The 13,984-nt window shown below is 40.5% G+C and carries 9 protein-coding genes; 3 read left to right on the top strand and 6 right to left on the bottom strand.

Going from position 1 to position 13,984, the window contains the following annotated elements; genetic code table 11:
* Positions 1-22 precede the first annotated feature (22 nt).
* The 5 genes from V3I05_RS00155 to purL form a co-directional block, all read right to left on the bottom strand.
* Positions 23-2,398, bottom strand: a complete 2,376-nt coding sequence (locus tag V3I05_RS00155; RefSeq protein WP_343353629.1) for a ribonucleoside-diphosphate reductase subunit alpha — start codon at positions 2,396-2,398, stop codon at positions 23-25.
* Between the two features lie 14 nt (positions 2,399-2,412).
* Complete coding sequence (locus tag V3I05_RS00150; protein ID WP_343353627.1) at positions 2,413-3,036, bottom strand: NAD(P)H-dependent oxidoreductase; 624 nt, start codon at positions 3,034-3,036, stop codon at positions 2,413-2,415.
* 79 nt (positions 3,037-3,115) lie between these two features.
* Entirely contained in the window at positions 3,116-4,915 is a 1,800-nt protein-coding gene (gene typA, locus V3I05_RS00145; protein WP_343353625.1) for a translational GTPase TypA, read from the bottom strand.
* Positions 4,916-5,078: 163 nt separating this feature from the next.
* Positions 5,079-5,603, bottom strand: coding sequence for a hypothetical protein (locus V3I05_RS00140; RefSeq protein ID WP_300447524.1), 525 nt, complete (start codon positions 5,601-5,603; stop codon positions 5,079-5,081).
* Entirely contained in the window at positions 5,596-7,836 is a 2,241-nt protein-coding gene (gene purL / locus V3I05_RS00135) for a phosphoribosylformylglycinamidine synthase subunit PurL (protein ID WP_343353624.1), read from the bottom strand. The genes V3I05_RS00140 and purL overlap by 8 nt, the downstream gene beginning before the upstream one ends.
* Before the next feature lie 220 nt (positions 7,837-8,056).
* Between purL and ppsA the strand changes: the two genes are divergently transcribed.
* On the top strand, positions 8,057-10,483 hold the full coding sequence (ppsA, locus tag V3I05_RS00130) for a pyruvate, water dikinase (RefSeq protein ID WP_343353623.1): 2,427 nt from the start codon (positions 8,057-8,059) through the stop codon (positions 10,481-10,483).
* 285 nt (positions 10,484-10,768) lie between these two features.
* Here the strand turns inward: ppsA and V3I05_RS00125 are convergent, their stop codons facing one another.
* Complete coding sequence (locus tag V3I05_RS00125) at positions 10,769-10,960, bottom strand: hypothetical protein (RefSeq protein WP_295699504.1); 192 nt, start codon at positions 10,958-10,960, stop codon at positions 10,769-10,771.
* 158 nt (positions 10,961-11,118) lie between these two features.
* Here V3I05_RS00125 and V3I05_RS00120 point away from each other — a divergent pair, with 158 nt between their 5' ends.
* Both V3I05_RS00120 and ppa read left to right on the top strand, forming a co-directional pair.
* Entirely contained in the window at positions 11,119-13,188 is a 2,070-nt protein-coding gene (locus V3I05_RS00120; RefSeq protein ID WP_300447518.1) for a TonB-dependent receptor plug domain-containing protein, read from the top strand.
* A 56-nt stretch (positions 13,189-13,244) separates the two neighbouring features.
* Entirely contained in the window at positions 13,245-13,763 is a 519-nt protein-coding gene (gene ppa / locus V3I05_RS00115; RefSeq protein WP_300447516.1) for an inorganic diphosphatase, read from the top strand.
* The last annotated feature ends 221 nt before the right edge of the window (positions 13,764-13,984 follow it).

Genomic DNA, 13,984 nt, shown 5'->3' with positions numbered 1-13,984 from the left:
CTATATGTAAAGCAATAAATTTCTACTGGCAATTCACACATTCTACACTTCTATCCATAATCTGCTCTTCTGCTTCTGGGCTTTGAGAGCGCAGATAATAGGTGCTTTTTAAGCCTAATTTCCACGCAAGCATATAAACATCATTGAGCATTTTACCACTTGCCTTATCAAGCCGCACAAAAATATTTGTGCTTTGCCCCTGATCAATCCATTTTTGTCGCACAGCAGCAGCCTTAATAAGCAATGTTTGGTCAATATCATAAGCAGACACATAATAATTCCACGTATCCAAATTAAGATGTGGCACAACTGTGGGAATAAGCCCGCTTAAATTTTCTTCATACCATTTTTTGCGATAAATAGGTTCAATAGTTTGTGTTGTCCCTACTAAAATGCTGATGGAACTTGTAGGGGCGATTGCCATTAAATAGCCATTGCGCATACCTTGTGTTTTTACCTTTGCTCTTAGAGATTCCCAATCGCATTGTTGTGAGAAAAGCCCTCCTCTATCAACAAGCTTTATCGCTTCTTTATTAGCTAAATCAATAGGAAAAACTCCCTTGCTCCAATTACTCCCTTCAAACTGCGGATATATGCCTTTTTCTTGAGCCAAATCTGCGCTTGAATTGATTGCATAGAAACTAACAATTTCCATTACTTCATCAATTTTAGCTAAATGCTCTTCGCTTCCCCATTCAATTCCAGCTCGTGCTAACATCTCTGCTTCACCCATTACACCAAGCCCAATAGCACGATTACGCATATTAGTAACCTTTACCTTACGATTGGGATAGAAATTCAAATCAATTACATTATCAAGCATTCTAATGGCAATAGGCAGCACACGCTCAATATCCTCTTTAGCGTGGATTTTGCTTAAATTAATACTTGCTAGATTACACACAGCTGTATCACCTCCTTGGGCAATACGAGAGGTAATAAATACCTTTTTGCCATTAACAGAATCTATACTTGTAAGCTTATTTGCTCTTTTTGAAATGCCACTATCAACCTGTATCTTTTCTTGTTCATCATAGATACTCTTGCTTCCATCTTCAAACTCCACTTCCACCACGTAATGATTAGGATTAGTATTTTGAAAAATCTCCGTACAAAGATTGCTACTTCTAATAATACCAACATGCGCATTAGGATTCGCACGATTAGCATTATCTTTAAAGCACAAAAATGGCAAACCAGATTCAAAATAATTAGTAAGAATCTTCTTCCATAAATCTTTAGCTAAAACACAGGTTTTTAGTATTGAATCTGATTGCTCGTATTCGATATATTTAGCCTCAAATGCCTCTCCGTAGAGTTCTGTGAGCTCAGGACATTGATAGGGGTCAAAAAGTGTCCAAAACTCATTTGCCTCAACGCGTTTCATAAATAAGTCACAAATCCACACAGCAGGGAACAGATCGTGTGTTCGCCTACGTTCTTCACCGCTATTTTTACGTAAATCAATAAAATCATTAATATCATTATGCCATATCTCTAAATACGTAGCAATAGCCCCCTTGCGTGTGCCTAGCTGATCCACAGCAATAGCCACATCATTGGCAATTTTTAAAAACGGCACAACACCACCTGCTGCATTTTTATGCCCATCAATATAGCTTCCTAGACCTCTCACACGGCTAAAATCCCAGCCAATCCCTCCACCATACTTGCTTAAAAGTGCCATTTCCTTATACGCATCAAAAATACCCTCAATATTATCAGGTGTGCTTCCCACAAAGCAAGAGCTCAACTGATGTCGCGTAGTACGTGCATTTGCTAAAGTGGGAGTAGCACAAATGACCTCAAAAGAGGAAATCATATCGTAGAATTTCACTGCCCACGCATTACAATCAGTCTCATTTTGCGCTAAAAACATAGCAATCGCCATAAACATATGCTGAGGTAACTCAATGGGGTGGTTATTTGCATCTTTAAGCAAATATCTATCATAAAGTGTCTTGATACCTAAATAATTAAATTGCAAGTCGCGCTCGGGCTTAATATGAGAATCCAAAAATGCTAAATCATATTTTTCTTTAATTCCGCATATGAGCTTACCCTCTTTTTCACCTTGCATAAAGTAATCTTCAAGCTTCTTGTATCCCGTCCAACCCGTTACTTTATGATACAAATCATACAAAAATAATCGTGCCGCGACAAAAGTCCAATTAGGTGTATCTACATCGATTTTATCCACAGCTGTTTTAATCAATGTCTGCTGAATTTCTTCAGTGGTGATTTTATCCTTAAACAAAATCTTTGCATCAACCTCTAGCTCACTTTGGCTTACGCCCTCTAAGCCCTCTACTGCCGCGTGAGTATGCTTTTGTATCTTTGAAATATCAAGTGGCTCAATGCGCCCATTTCTTTTAGTAACTGTGATTGTATCTAGCATTTATCCCTCCATTTTTACTTATATTGCACAAACTCATCTATTCCGATTCGAAAACGTTGCTGCTGTTCTTTTCCTCTATATCCAAAGCACACTATAAGACTTACTTGTTCTTTAAAGGTATCCAAACCATAAAGCTCTTCAACCTTATTTTTCTCAAAACCCTCAATATAGCAAGTATCGATATTAAGATAACTGGCATACGCTACCATATAAGTAACTGTAATATAAGCCTGCAATGCACTCCAATACGCAATTTTCTCATCGACAAACCCACGAGATTTGAGATAGTCTCCCAATCGCTTAGAAAAAGTCTCGTACTTACTCAAATCTATCTTACGCCTTAAAGCATTTTGTTTAGCGTATTCACTTGGCGGCACTAAATCATTTTGCAAACTCTTAAATACCACTACTTCACTCGCAGTAGTGATTTGTGGCTGGTCCCAACACAAAGGACGCAACGCCTCTTTTGCCGCTTCACTACGCACTACAATAAGCCTTGTAGGCTCCATACCAAAGGAGCTAGGAGCCATTCGCCCTACTTCTAATATCTCATCAAATTGTTCTTGAGGAATTTTCTTTTTGTCATCAAAAAGTTTACACGCGTGGCGAAAATAAATAGATTCTAAAAAATGATTCATAATATGCTCCCTTGTTCTTTTGAAAGAAATATGTTTCAAGGAGAGCTACTCCTTGAAAAAGGAATATCGACTTTTTGATTTATTTTTTTGATCTTTTCCTCATATTTGGTTCTAAAACTTTCTTGCGAATTCGAATATTTTGGGGCGTTACTTCTAAAATCTCATCATCTTCTATCCATTCTAGCGCCCTCTCTAACGTTAAATCTCGCGGCGGCACAAGCTTAATCGCCTCATCAGCCCCGCTGCTGCGCATATTTGTGAGATGTTTTGCCTTAATGGGATTAACATCTAAATCATTATCCCTGCTATGCTCCCCGATAACCATTCCCACATAAACTTTGGTTTGCGGCGTGATAAAAAGCACTCCTCGCTCTTGGATATTAAAAAGTGAAAATCCTGTCGCTTCGCCATTTTCCATACTTACAAGCGCACCATTCTTACGAGATTCTACATTGCCACTAAAAGCGCGGAAATCTAAAAAGCTATGATTCATCACACCCTCACCCTTTGTATCTGTTAAAAACTCGCTACGATAGCCAATCAGCCCACGCGCGGGAATCTCAAATTCAAGCCTTGTATAGCCATCATTCATAGGATTCATCGCTTTCATCTCTGCCTTTCTGCGCCCTAACCGCTCAATAATTGCCCCGCTAAAGTCTTGCGGCGTATCAATGACTAAATGCTCGAAAGGTTCACATTTCACGCCATCAATATCTTTGATAATTACTTCAGGGCGCGAGATACTAAACTCAAAGCCCTCACGTCGCAAATTCTCCGCCAAAATAGTGATTTGTAGCTCCCCGCGCCCACTCACGCGGAATTTCCCTTCCCCCATCTCCTCGCAACGCATAGCGATATTAGTTTGCATTTCCTTAAGTAGTCTATCTTTGAGCTTATTTGCCGTTACGTGCTTACCCTCTAGCCCGGCTAATGGGCTATCATTAACCGCAAAATATACGCTCATTGTTGGCTCTTCAAGGTGCATAGGATCAAGGGGCATAGGATTACTAGGATCAACAATAGAATCCCCCACATCAATGGCATTGAATCCCGCAATCGCCACAATGTCCCCAGCCTGTGCAGATTCTATCTCTGTGCGCGCTAAGCCTAAGAATCCTATGAGCTTGGTAATGCGCCCTGTCTCTTTCTCGCCATCACTTTTTGCAAGCATTACATTTTCATTCTTTTTTACACGTCCATTAAACACCCTCGCAATGCCAATTTTGCCCACATAGTTATCATAATCAAGTGTGAAAATCTGCATTTGCAGCGGACTTTCACTACTGCCGCTAGGCGCAGGGACATATTCTAAAATCGCCTCAAAAAGCGGCTGCAAATCTTTCTTTTCATCATTTAAATCTTTTATCGCATAGCCATCTCGTGCAGCAGCGTAAATCACGGGAAAATCAAGCTGAAAATCACTCGCTTCCATTGCTACAAATAAATCAAAGACTTCATCTACTACCCTATCTGGCTCGGCAGCAGGTTTGTCAATCTTATTTACTACGACAATGGGGCGGATTCCAAAGCTTAGAGCCTTTTTGACGACAAATTTTGTCTGCGGCATTACGCCCTCTTGCGCATCTACAAGCAATAGCACACCATCGACCATTTTTAGCACCCGCTCGACCTCTCCGCCAAAGTCCGCGTGTCCGGGCGTGTCTATGATATTGATTTTTGTGCCTTTGTAGTTGATAGCGGTATTTTTAGAGAGTATCGTAATACCTCGCTCTTTTTCTAAATCATTGCTATCCATTACACGCTCATCAATTTGCTCCCTCTCGCTAAAAGTACCTGATTGCGTGAGTAAACCATCTACAAGCGTTGTTTTGCCATGATCTACGTGGGCTATAACTGCGATATTTCGTATGTTTTGCATAGGATTTCTACTTTCAAAATGGAGATTAAAAGCGGGATTATAGCAAAAAATATGTCTCCAACAATAAATAGGCACATTTCACTTAAATCAAATCTACACTGAATATAAAACTCTCTCATTCAAGCGATTTGAAACATAAAGCATTAATCTCCAATAAGCAAAGCTACCACTCCTCCCCAATGCCTAGCATAATGCACTTGTCAAATCGCGGCAATACACAATAAGCAAAGATTTCCTTCCCTATACCAAAAGATTCTATATCTGTCAAATATCGCCCATCAAAATTGAGATAAAAGCTCATTTTGTCATCTAGATTCATTTTTGCCCCTATGCCTACACCGCCCAAATGGCTATACTTAATAAATTCAGCTATATACGCCCTTATAAGCACTATCCACCCCCGCATAGATTCTTTATCTGCCTGTTTCAAACCACGATACACGCTATATTCAATAATGGGACGTGAGGAATAAAAGGGATAGTTTTTTTCTAAAGATTGCTTCCGTACCACCTCGACATAATCGCGCAGTATGGGAGCATATTGCTCTAAATAGTAGCTACCATCTTTAGGAAATCTAAAAGGATTAGGAGGCTCATTGACGACAGCATTACCTCCTGCATAGCACATAGCACAACCCAAGCTCCACATAAAGCCACAAATGCACAGGCGGCTTAGGATTCTATACATCTTGATTAATCATTGCTTCAAAGCTTGTGAAGTATAACTCACTGATTTCTTGTAAAGAGAGGTTTATCTCATCACAGCAGAAGTGGTCTCCGCCAACGCAGCCAATCTCGTGTAGAGGTATTTTATGCTTCTTTGCCATTTGTGTAAGCAGAGCGAGATTCTCAACTGCAATTTCCACGATAATACAGCTTTGAGATGGTGCAAAAAGCACTTGTGATGGCAAACTCGTATGCACATTACAGCCCATAGGCCTATGCTCTCCATTGCCTAATGCCATTTGCGCTAAAGTAATGGCTAAGCCCCCCTCACCTATATCTTTTGCCGCTTTGAGAATCTCCAAACTCACCGCCTCTAACATAAGATTCCACAATGCTGATTCCTTATCTAAATCAATGCTTGGGATACAGCCATAAATGCGCCCCTCACAAAGCTTTTGTGCCAAAGAGCCGCCAAATTCCGCTTTTGCCTCCCCTAGTAGCACGATCACATTACCTTGTGCTTGAAAAGATGAGGGGATTACCCTCGAGACATCATCTATTAGCCCCACACTCACAATGCTTGGCGTAGGATAAATATCTATGCCATCGCTTTGATTATATAAAGACACATTACCGCTTACCACAGGGGTATTAAGTGCCTTACACGCTTCTTTAATGCCCTCACATACTTCTTTAAACGCCCACATCACTTCAGGATTCTGCGGTGAACCAAAGTTAAGGCAATCGCTGATTGCTAAAGGTTTTGCACCATTAACAATAGAATTGCGTCCAGAGGTAGCCACGGCGATTTTCGCGCCGTTTTTTGGATTAAGATAACAATATCGCATATTGCAATCTACACTCATACTTATGCCTACTTTGCTATTCTTGATGCGTATCATACTCGCATCGCCACTTCCTGCGGAAGTAATAGTATTACTCTGCACACTACTATCATATTGGCTATATACCCATTTTTTATTAGCGATTTCCACACTGCCAAGCAACATAAGGAAAATCTCTTGGGTATTTAAATGTGTCTCAAGGTGATTTGCCTTGTGTGTTTGAGGTGGCTTTGCCCTCACAGGCATATCAAGCACAGGCATATTCTCGTTTAGCTCAGCGATAGGAATCTCCGCACATTTCTCCCCCTCCCAAAATAATTCCATAATGCCACTTTTTGTAACCTCTCCAATAATCGCCGCGTCAATCTCCCATTTTTCAAATATGCTCAGCACTCGCTCCTCACAGCCTTTTTTCGCACAGATGAGCATTCTCTCTTGGGATTCACTCAGCATTAACTCATAAGGATTCATACCTGCTTCACGCATAGGCACTTTATCAAGATGAAGTATCATACCGCTTCTGCTACGTCCTGCCATTTCAAAGCTAGAGCTTGTAAGCCCCGCTGCGCCCATATCCTGAATCCCCACGATTAAATCCTGTTTAAAAAGCTCCAAACACGCTTCAAGCAAAAGCTTTTCTGCAAATGGGTCTCCCACCTGCACGGCTGAACGCATAGCCTTTGCTTGAGAGCTAAAGCTATTAGAGCTCATCACTGCGCCGCCTAGCCCATCTCTGCCGGTTTTACTCCCTACATAAATGACAGGATTCCCCACACCCTCTGCTCGTCCGTAGAAAATCTCATTTTTCTTTGCCAAGCCTAAACAAAAGGCATTAACCAAAATATTGCCATTATAGCAAGATTCAAGGCTCATCTCCCCACCGATAGTAGGCACACCCATACAATTCCCATAGCTACCTATGCCTTCTACCACGCCACGCAGTAAATAACGATGTTTGCGCCCTAGTGCGCCATTGTCATTAATATCGCCAAATCGTATGGAATTTAGAGAAGCCACAGGACGCGCGCCCATAGTGAAAATATCGCGCATTATGCCCCCTACTCCCGTAGCTGCCCCCGCGTGAGGCTCGATAAAGCTTGGGTGATTGTGAGATTCTATCTTAAACACGGCACAGAGGTTATTACCTATATCTATTATACCGGCATTTTCCCCCGGTCCTTGTACTACCCAAGGCGCAGATGTAGGGAATCCTTGCAAATATTTCTTGCTTGATTTATAGCTGCAATGCTCACTCCACATCGCCGAAAAAATACCCAGTTCAATGAGATTAGGAGGGCGTTTAAGAATTTTCACAATCGCTTCATAATCACTCTGTGTGAGCTTGTGTGCTTTAAGTGCTTCATCAATATCTTTGATTTCACCAAGAATATGTGTAATATCTACCGCCATTATTACCTCTTTTTACTGATTTGACTTTTAATTTAAATTACTGCTTTGAAATTTTGAAATAAAGCAGGTTTGGGAAAACGCGGATTCTATCACAAGTTACCCTTTTTTTTGCTTTACACAAAAAGAAGCAACGAAGTTCATTATTTTAAGTTTGCGATAAACTTTGATTAACTACAATGTGCGCTTTAATACAACTATAAAATGAGGAGAAAGCGCGGATATGAAATATATCAAGTTTTTCAAGGAACTCAACAATAAAGATGTGCCTATTGTCGGTGGTAAAAATGCAAGTATTGGCGAGATGTTTCAAGAGCTTGTAAGTGAAGGGATTAAAGTCCCCAATGGATTTGCAATCACAAGCGATGCGTATTGGTATTTGCTTGATTCTGGCGGCATTAGAGAGAAAATCGTAGAGTTACTTGATGGCGTTGATGTAACCGAAATCGATGTGCTTAAAACCCGATCAAAAAAAATCCGCGAACTCATCTTTGGGACACCATTCCCCGCAGATTTGCGTGAAGAGATTTTTAAAGCCTATGAAATACTTAGTGCGGAATATGGTATGAAAGATGCCGATGTGGCTGTGCGGAGTTCCGCTACTGCAGAGGATTTACCCGATGCAAGTTTTGCCGGACAGCAAGATACATACTTAAGCATTAAGGGCAAAACGGAGTTAATCCATTATGTAAAATCCTGTCTTGCCTCACTCTTTACCGATAGAGCCGTGAGCTATCGTGCTTCAAGAGGATTTGACCACTTTAAGGTCGCACTTTCCGTGGGAGTACAGAAGATGGTGCGCGCAGATAAGGGTAGCGCGGGAGTGATGTTTAGTATCGATACAGAAACAGGTTTTAAAGACGCGGTATTTATTACTTCAAGCTGGGGACTTGGGGAAAATGTCGTAGGGGGGACGGTGAATCCAGATGAATTTTATGTATTTAAACCTACTCTCAAAGAGGGCAAACGTCCTATTATCAAGCGACAGCTAGGGTATAAACATCAAAAAATGGTATATGCCCCACGTGGAAGCGAACACCCTACAAAAAATATCAAAACCACGCAACGTGAGATGAAAAGTTTTTCTATCACTGATGCAGATATTCTTACTCTTGCGCGTTACGCGATAAAAATCGAGGAACACTACACTAAAGAAGCCGGAGAGTATCGCCCTATGGATATGGAATGGGCAAAAGATGGTGATAGCGGGGAGATTTACATCGTCCAAGCTCGTCCTGAAACCGTACAAAGCCAAAAAAACAAAAAAGGTGATGGGCAAAGGCTTGAAAAATTTAAATTTGTGAATCCTGAAATCAAAAAAGAAATAATCCTTACAGGCAAAGCTATCGGTGGAAAGATAGGTTCGGGCAAGGTGCGGATTATTAATGATATAGAGCATATGGATAGCTTTAAGGAAGGGGAGATTCTCGTAACGGATAATACTGACCCAGATTGGGAACCCGCGATGAAAAAAGCAGCAGCGGTAATTACTAATCGTGGCGGACGCACCTGCCACGCAGCAATTGTTGCTAGGGAAATCGGCGTCCCTGCTATTGTCGGGGCTATTGGTGCGACAGATAGACTTTATAGTGGTATGGAAGTAACCGTCTCTTGTGCCGAAGGCGAGGAAGGCTATATCTATGATGGAATCCACGAATATGAGATTGAAAGCATTGAATTAAGCAATCTAGGGAATCCTAAAATAAAAATCTATATGAATGTGGGAAATCCCGAAAAAGCCTTTAGTTTCTCACAGATTCCCAGTCACGGAGTGGGTTTAGCGCGTATGGAGCTTATCGTACTCAATCAAATCAAAGCTCACCCCCTTGCCTTGCTTGATATTCAAAATGGTAATGCAAAGGGACTAAAAGAACGCGCAGAGATTGAGAAGATTATGTCCGGTTATGAAAACCCTAAAGACTTTTTTACTAAAAAAATCGCTGAAGGTATTGGTATGATTTGCTCTGCTTTCTATCCTAATCCCGTGATTGTCCGCACGAGCGATTTTAAATCAAATGAATATCGCGGAATGCTAGGCGGCACAGGATATGAGCCACATGAGGAAAATCCTATGCTAGGCTATCGAGGTGCGAGCAGGTATTATTCCGAACAGTATCGCACGGCATTTGAGTGGGAATGTCAGGCTTTAGCAATGGTGCGCGATGAGATGGGGCTTACCAATATGAAAGTGATGATTCCATTCCTACGCACACCTGAGGAAGGTAAAAAGGTGCTTGAGATTATGCGCCGCAATGGCTTGGAGGGTGGTAAAAATGGTTTAGAAATTTATGTGATGTGTGAATTGCCTGTAAATGTGATTTTAGCCGATGAGTTTTTGAGTATGTTTGATGGATTCTCCATTGGCTCAAACGACTTGACACAGCTTACTTTGGGTGTAGATAGAGATGGACAGCTTGTAAGCCACGTCTTTGATGAACGTAATCCTGCTATGTTTGTAATGTTTAAGAAAGCCATTGAAGCTTGTAAGCGTCTTAATAAATATTGCGGTATATGCGGACAAGCCCCAAGCGATTATCCAGAAGTAACTGAATTTTTAGTGAAAGAGGGCATTAGCTCTATTTCTCTTAATCCCGATTCGGTAATCGCCACTTGGCAAAAAGTCGTAGAGGTAGAAAAAACGCTAAAATAACTTCTAGAGGCTTTTAAGCCTCTATCTTCTCATTATATTTTTAAATCTTTCAAGTATTTATACCTTACAAGGATACTTTATTCCTGCATTTGCCCACCCCGTTTGAAAGATATGCCTTCCCTCCCTCATAGGCAAAGAAAGTTCTTTATATAGTTCCCCCTTTAAAAAAAGGGGGGGCATCCTTGAAACAGAGGGGGATATAAAATCTGTAAGCAGAAACCAATATATAAACAAAGAAATATAAGACTACGGGCGATATTAGCTACAATAGAGTAGCTTAATATGTTAGTGAATCTGCGCTGCCTTGCGGATTCTATATGCTTTTGAGCGGCATGCACTCGAGCAAGTCTTCGCACTTTTGCTCCCAATAAAAGGCTTGTGGCATACTTCACAATCCTTTTTTGTTTTATCTAAACTTTTGAGTAAGCTCACAACTTCGCTATGAGACAGCGTATGTTTACAATAAGGACATTCCATATCAAACTCCTCCCTTAAGAAATGGCTTTGTTTTATGCTGATTCTAGCAAAATAATATTATGAATTATCAAATTTCATCACATTTTAGAAAGTATATTGCTACATTTTATAAAATGTGATAAACTTCAAACTTTATTTTCTGCATAAAGGTTTTTGCAATGATACGTTCTCCTATATTTCCAAACATATCTCTTTGCACTACATATTTGCTTTTAGGAGTTAGCGGACTTTTTGGAGAGGAAGTTTCCAGTACGAAGCTCTCTCCTCTTGTCTCTGTGGCTCACCCTATAAGTAATGCCAACATAAGTATCATAGATGATGCTTTCATCGCTAATACTCAAGCACAAAATTTGCGTGAGATTTTCAACAAAAATGCCGAGATTCAAGTTGGAGGAAGCACACAAATCGCGCAAAAGCTCTACATACGCGGTTTTGAGGATAGAATGTATCGCGTCCGCCTTGATGGTATCACACAATCAGGGAATCTCTTCCACCATCAAGGCAATTTAGTGCTTGACCCATTTTTGATAAAAGATATTGAGATAGAAAAAGGACTTGCTAAGGCAGAGGATGGCGCAGGAGCATTAGCCGGTGGGATTAATATCACTACCAAAAATGCCTTTGACATACTGCAGAATCGCGATTATGGGGCGCATTTCATACTCAGCGGACAAAGCAATAAAGGCGTGAATGCTTCCCTTGCTGCCTATGGTAAATTCTCAAAGAATCTCGGGCTACTCGCTGCCTATAGCTTTGATAACATACCTTATTACCGCGATGGCAATGGTGATAAAGTCCTCTCCTCTAAAACACAAACACAGAACGCAAGTTTCACGCTTACCTTTCTCCCTGCAAAAAATCATAGCATAAACGTGCATTATCACTTTAATCACATCACTTCAGTCGCACCCTATGCCGCAAATGTCATCACTAGCACAACACCAGAGCTTTTTAATAATACTCTCAACGCCCACAATGCAGCATTGCGCTATGATTATAGTGCAAATGATAGCTTTATGTTATCGTGGAATAACTATTTCTCACACAAATCTCTTAAACTCTCCCCCACAGATGTAAATCATAGCGATATTACAACCACACACGACCCAGAAGGAGCTATGGACTTAAGTCTTATGAATCTTGGGAGTGATTTAGGTTTCAAACATTACTTTGGTGCTTTAGGGCATTTGTTTAAATATGGACTTAATTACCAACTCATCGCTACAAAGGCTTATGACCTTGACGCTCATAGCCTCGCACACGGGAATCTAGGACATGAATTAGGCGCGATATATGGAGGATACATAGGTGCGAGTTTCAATCTACTTGATAGCCTTAGCTTTGATCTAGGCTCACGATATGACTACTTTACATACCGCGATAAATTTAATGCCACGCATTATACGCAAGGATTTAGCCCCTATGCTTCCTTGCTTTATGTACCCATCGATGATTTAAGCTTCAAGCTTACTGCAAATTATAACACACGCGGGGCTATACCACTTGATGCCTCACTACTTACCAATTCTCACGCTTATATCCACTCCTTACGTCCGGAGGGTATGTATAATGCGGAATTTGACATAGATTATGACAATAGTGTTTTTAGTGCCTATATAGGTGTGTATTATCAATATTTAAAAAACTTTATCAATAGCTACACAAACGCAGGAGAGGAGCATAATCACAATAGTAACGCAGATGACCATAACCACGAGGATATGTATAGGCAAAATATGGCAAATGGCATACAATTTGTAGGATATGAGGCAAATGTAGGGCTAGACTTTGATTTCATAGATGCGCATATCGGTATCGCACAGCATTTCCCCACGTATAAAAATCATTTTATCACCGACACCTTTGAACTTGGCGCATTGAGCGGACGAAGCTATTATTTAAGCGTAGGTTTGCGTCCTTTTAGTGCCTTACCGCAATTTCAAATGCTCTATCTTGGACGTTTTGTAGAATCTATGAGCTATCAAGGCTATAATTTGTATTATGATGCCTTAGAATCTGTAAACAAAAAGGGCTATGATGTGCATAATATTTATCTCACTTATGATGTAAAGTCTTATCTTAGCCTGCGTCTAGCATTTTTAAATATCACAAACAAAACGTATGCAAATCCATATAGCCCACTTAAAGAGCTATTTGCACGAGGTAGTGGCACAGCACTTTATGAGCCGGGCTTTAATGTCAAGGCACAAATCGCATTTTTCTTTTAAGAAAGCAAGAAACTTTTGATATAATCGGCTTTATCCAATACACAAAGGAGCATACAATGGATTTAAATAAAATATCTGCGGGTGAAAACCCTAATAAAGTCAATGCGATTATTGAAATTCCTTATGGTTCAAATATTAAATATGAGGTTGATAAGGAAAGCGGCTTGGTTGTCGTAGATAGAGTGATGTATGGCGCGATGTTTTATCCTGCAAACTATGGCTTCGTGCCAAACACACTTGCTGATGATGGCGACCCAGCAGACATTCTCGTGCTCAATACTTATCCATTACAAGCGGGAAGCATGATTGCCACTCGACTCATTGGTGTGCTAGTAATGGAAGATGAAAGCGGAATGGATGAAAAGCTCATCGCCGTGCCTGTCTCTAAAATCGACCCCTCATTTGATAAGATTCAATCCCTAGCAGACCTGCCGCAAATTACATTGGATAGAATCAAAAATTTCTTTGAGACATACAAAACACTAGAACCAAACAAATGGGTAAAAGTCAAAGAATATAAAGACGTGGCCGCTGCTACTGCCATTTTAGAAAAAGCCATTAAAGCGTATAAATAAGTTTATGCGGTTGTGCTAGATACACCGCATAAACTTATAATTTTACAAAACCCACCTTTTAGCATTTACTCTACTGAATAAATCTAATATTTCTTACTAAAATATACAGGAATATCTGCCCAAGGGGCTATTAGGATAATCTACTCCCGGTAGGGTGCCACTCTTTTAAGAATCTTTGCATCGCTTGGCACAAGATTTTTCTCAAATACGACACTTCTCAT

It is taken from the genome of Helicobacter mastomyrinus (genome assembly GCF_039555295.1).
GTDB classification, from domain to species: Bacteria; Campylobacterota; Campylobacteria; order Campylobacterales; family Helicobacteraceae; genus Helicobacter_C; species Helicobacter_C mastomyrinus.
Note: the sequence above shows the minus strand (reverse complement) of the source record. Positions and strands in the feature narration are given on the sequence as shown.

Excerpts from the sequence above, each read along its gene's own strand:
- V3I05_RS00120 (WP_300447518.1), top strand. The coding sequence starts at position 11,119 with ATGATACGTTCTCCTATATTTCCAAACATATCTCTTTGCACTACATAT.
- ppa (WP_300447516.1), top strand. The coding sequence starts at position 13,245 with ATGGATTTAAATAAAATATCTGCGGGTGAAAACCCTAATAAAGTCAAT.
- V3I05_RS00155 (WP_343353629.1), bottom strand. The coding sequence starts at position 2,398 with ATGCTAGATACAATCACAGTTACTAAAAGAAATGGGCGCATTGAGCCA.
- purL (WP_343353624.1), bottom strand. The coding sequence starts at position 7,836 with ATGGCGGTAGATATTACACATATTCTTGGTGAAATCAAAGATATTGAT.
- V3I05_RS00140 (WP_300447524.1), bottom strand. The coding sequence starts at position 5,603 with ATGTATAGAATCCTAAGCCGCCTGTGCATTTGTGGCTTTATGTGGAGC.
- V3I05_RS00150 (WP_343353627.1), bottom strand. The coding sequence starts at position 3,036 with ATGAATCATTTTTTAGAATCTATTTATTTTCGCCACGCGTGTAAACTT.
- typA (WP_343353625.1), bottom strand. The coding sequence starts at position 4,915 with ATGCAAAACATACGAAATATCGCAGTTATAGCCCACGTAGATCATGGC.
- ppsA (WP_343353623.1), top strand. The coding sequence starts at position 8,057 with ATGAAATATATCAAGTTTTTCAAGGAACTCAACAATAAAGATGTGCCT.
- V3I05_RS00125 (WP_295699504.1), bottom strand. The coding sequence starts at position 10,960 with ATGGAATGTCCTTATTGTAAACATACGCTGTCTCATAGCGAAGTTGTG.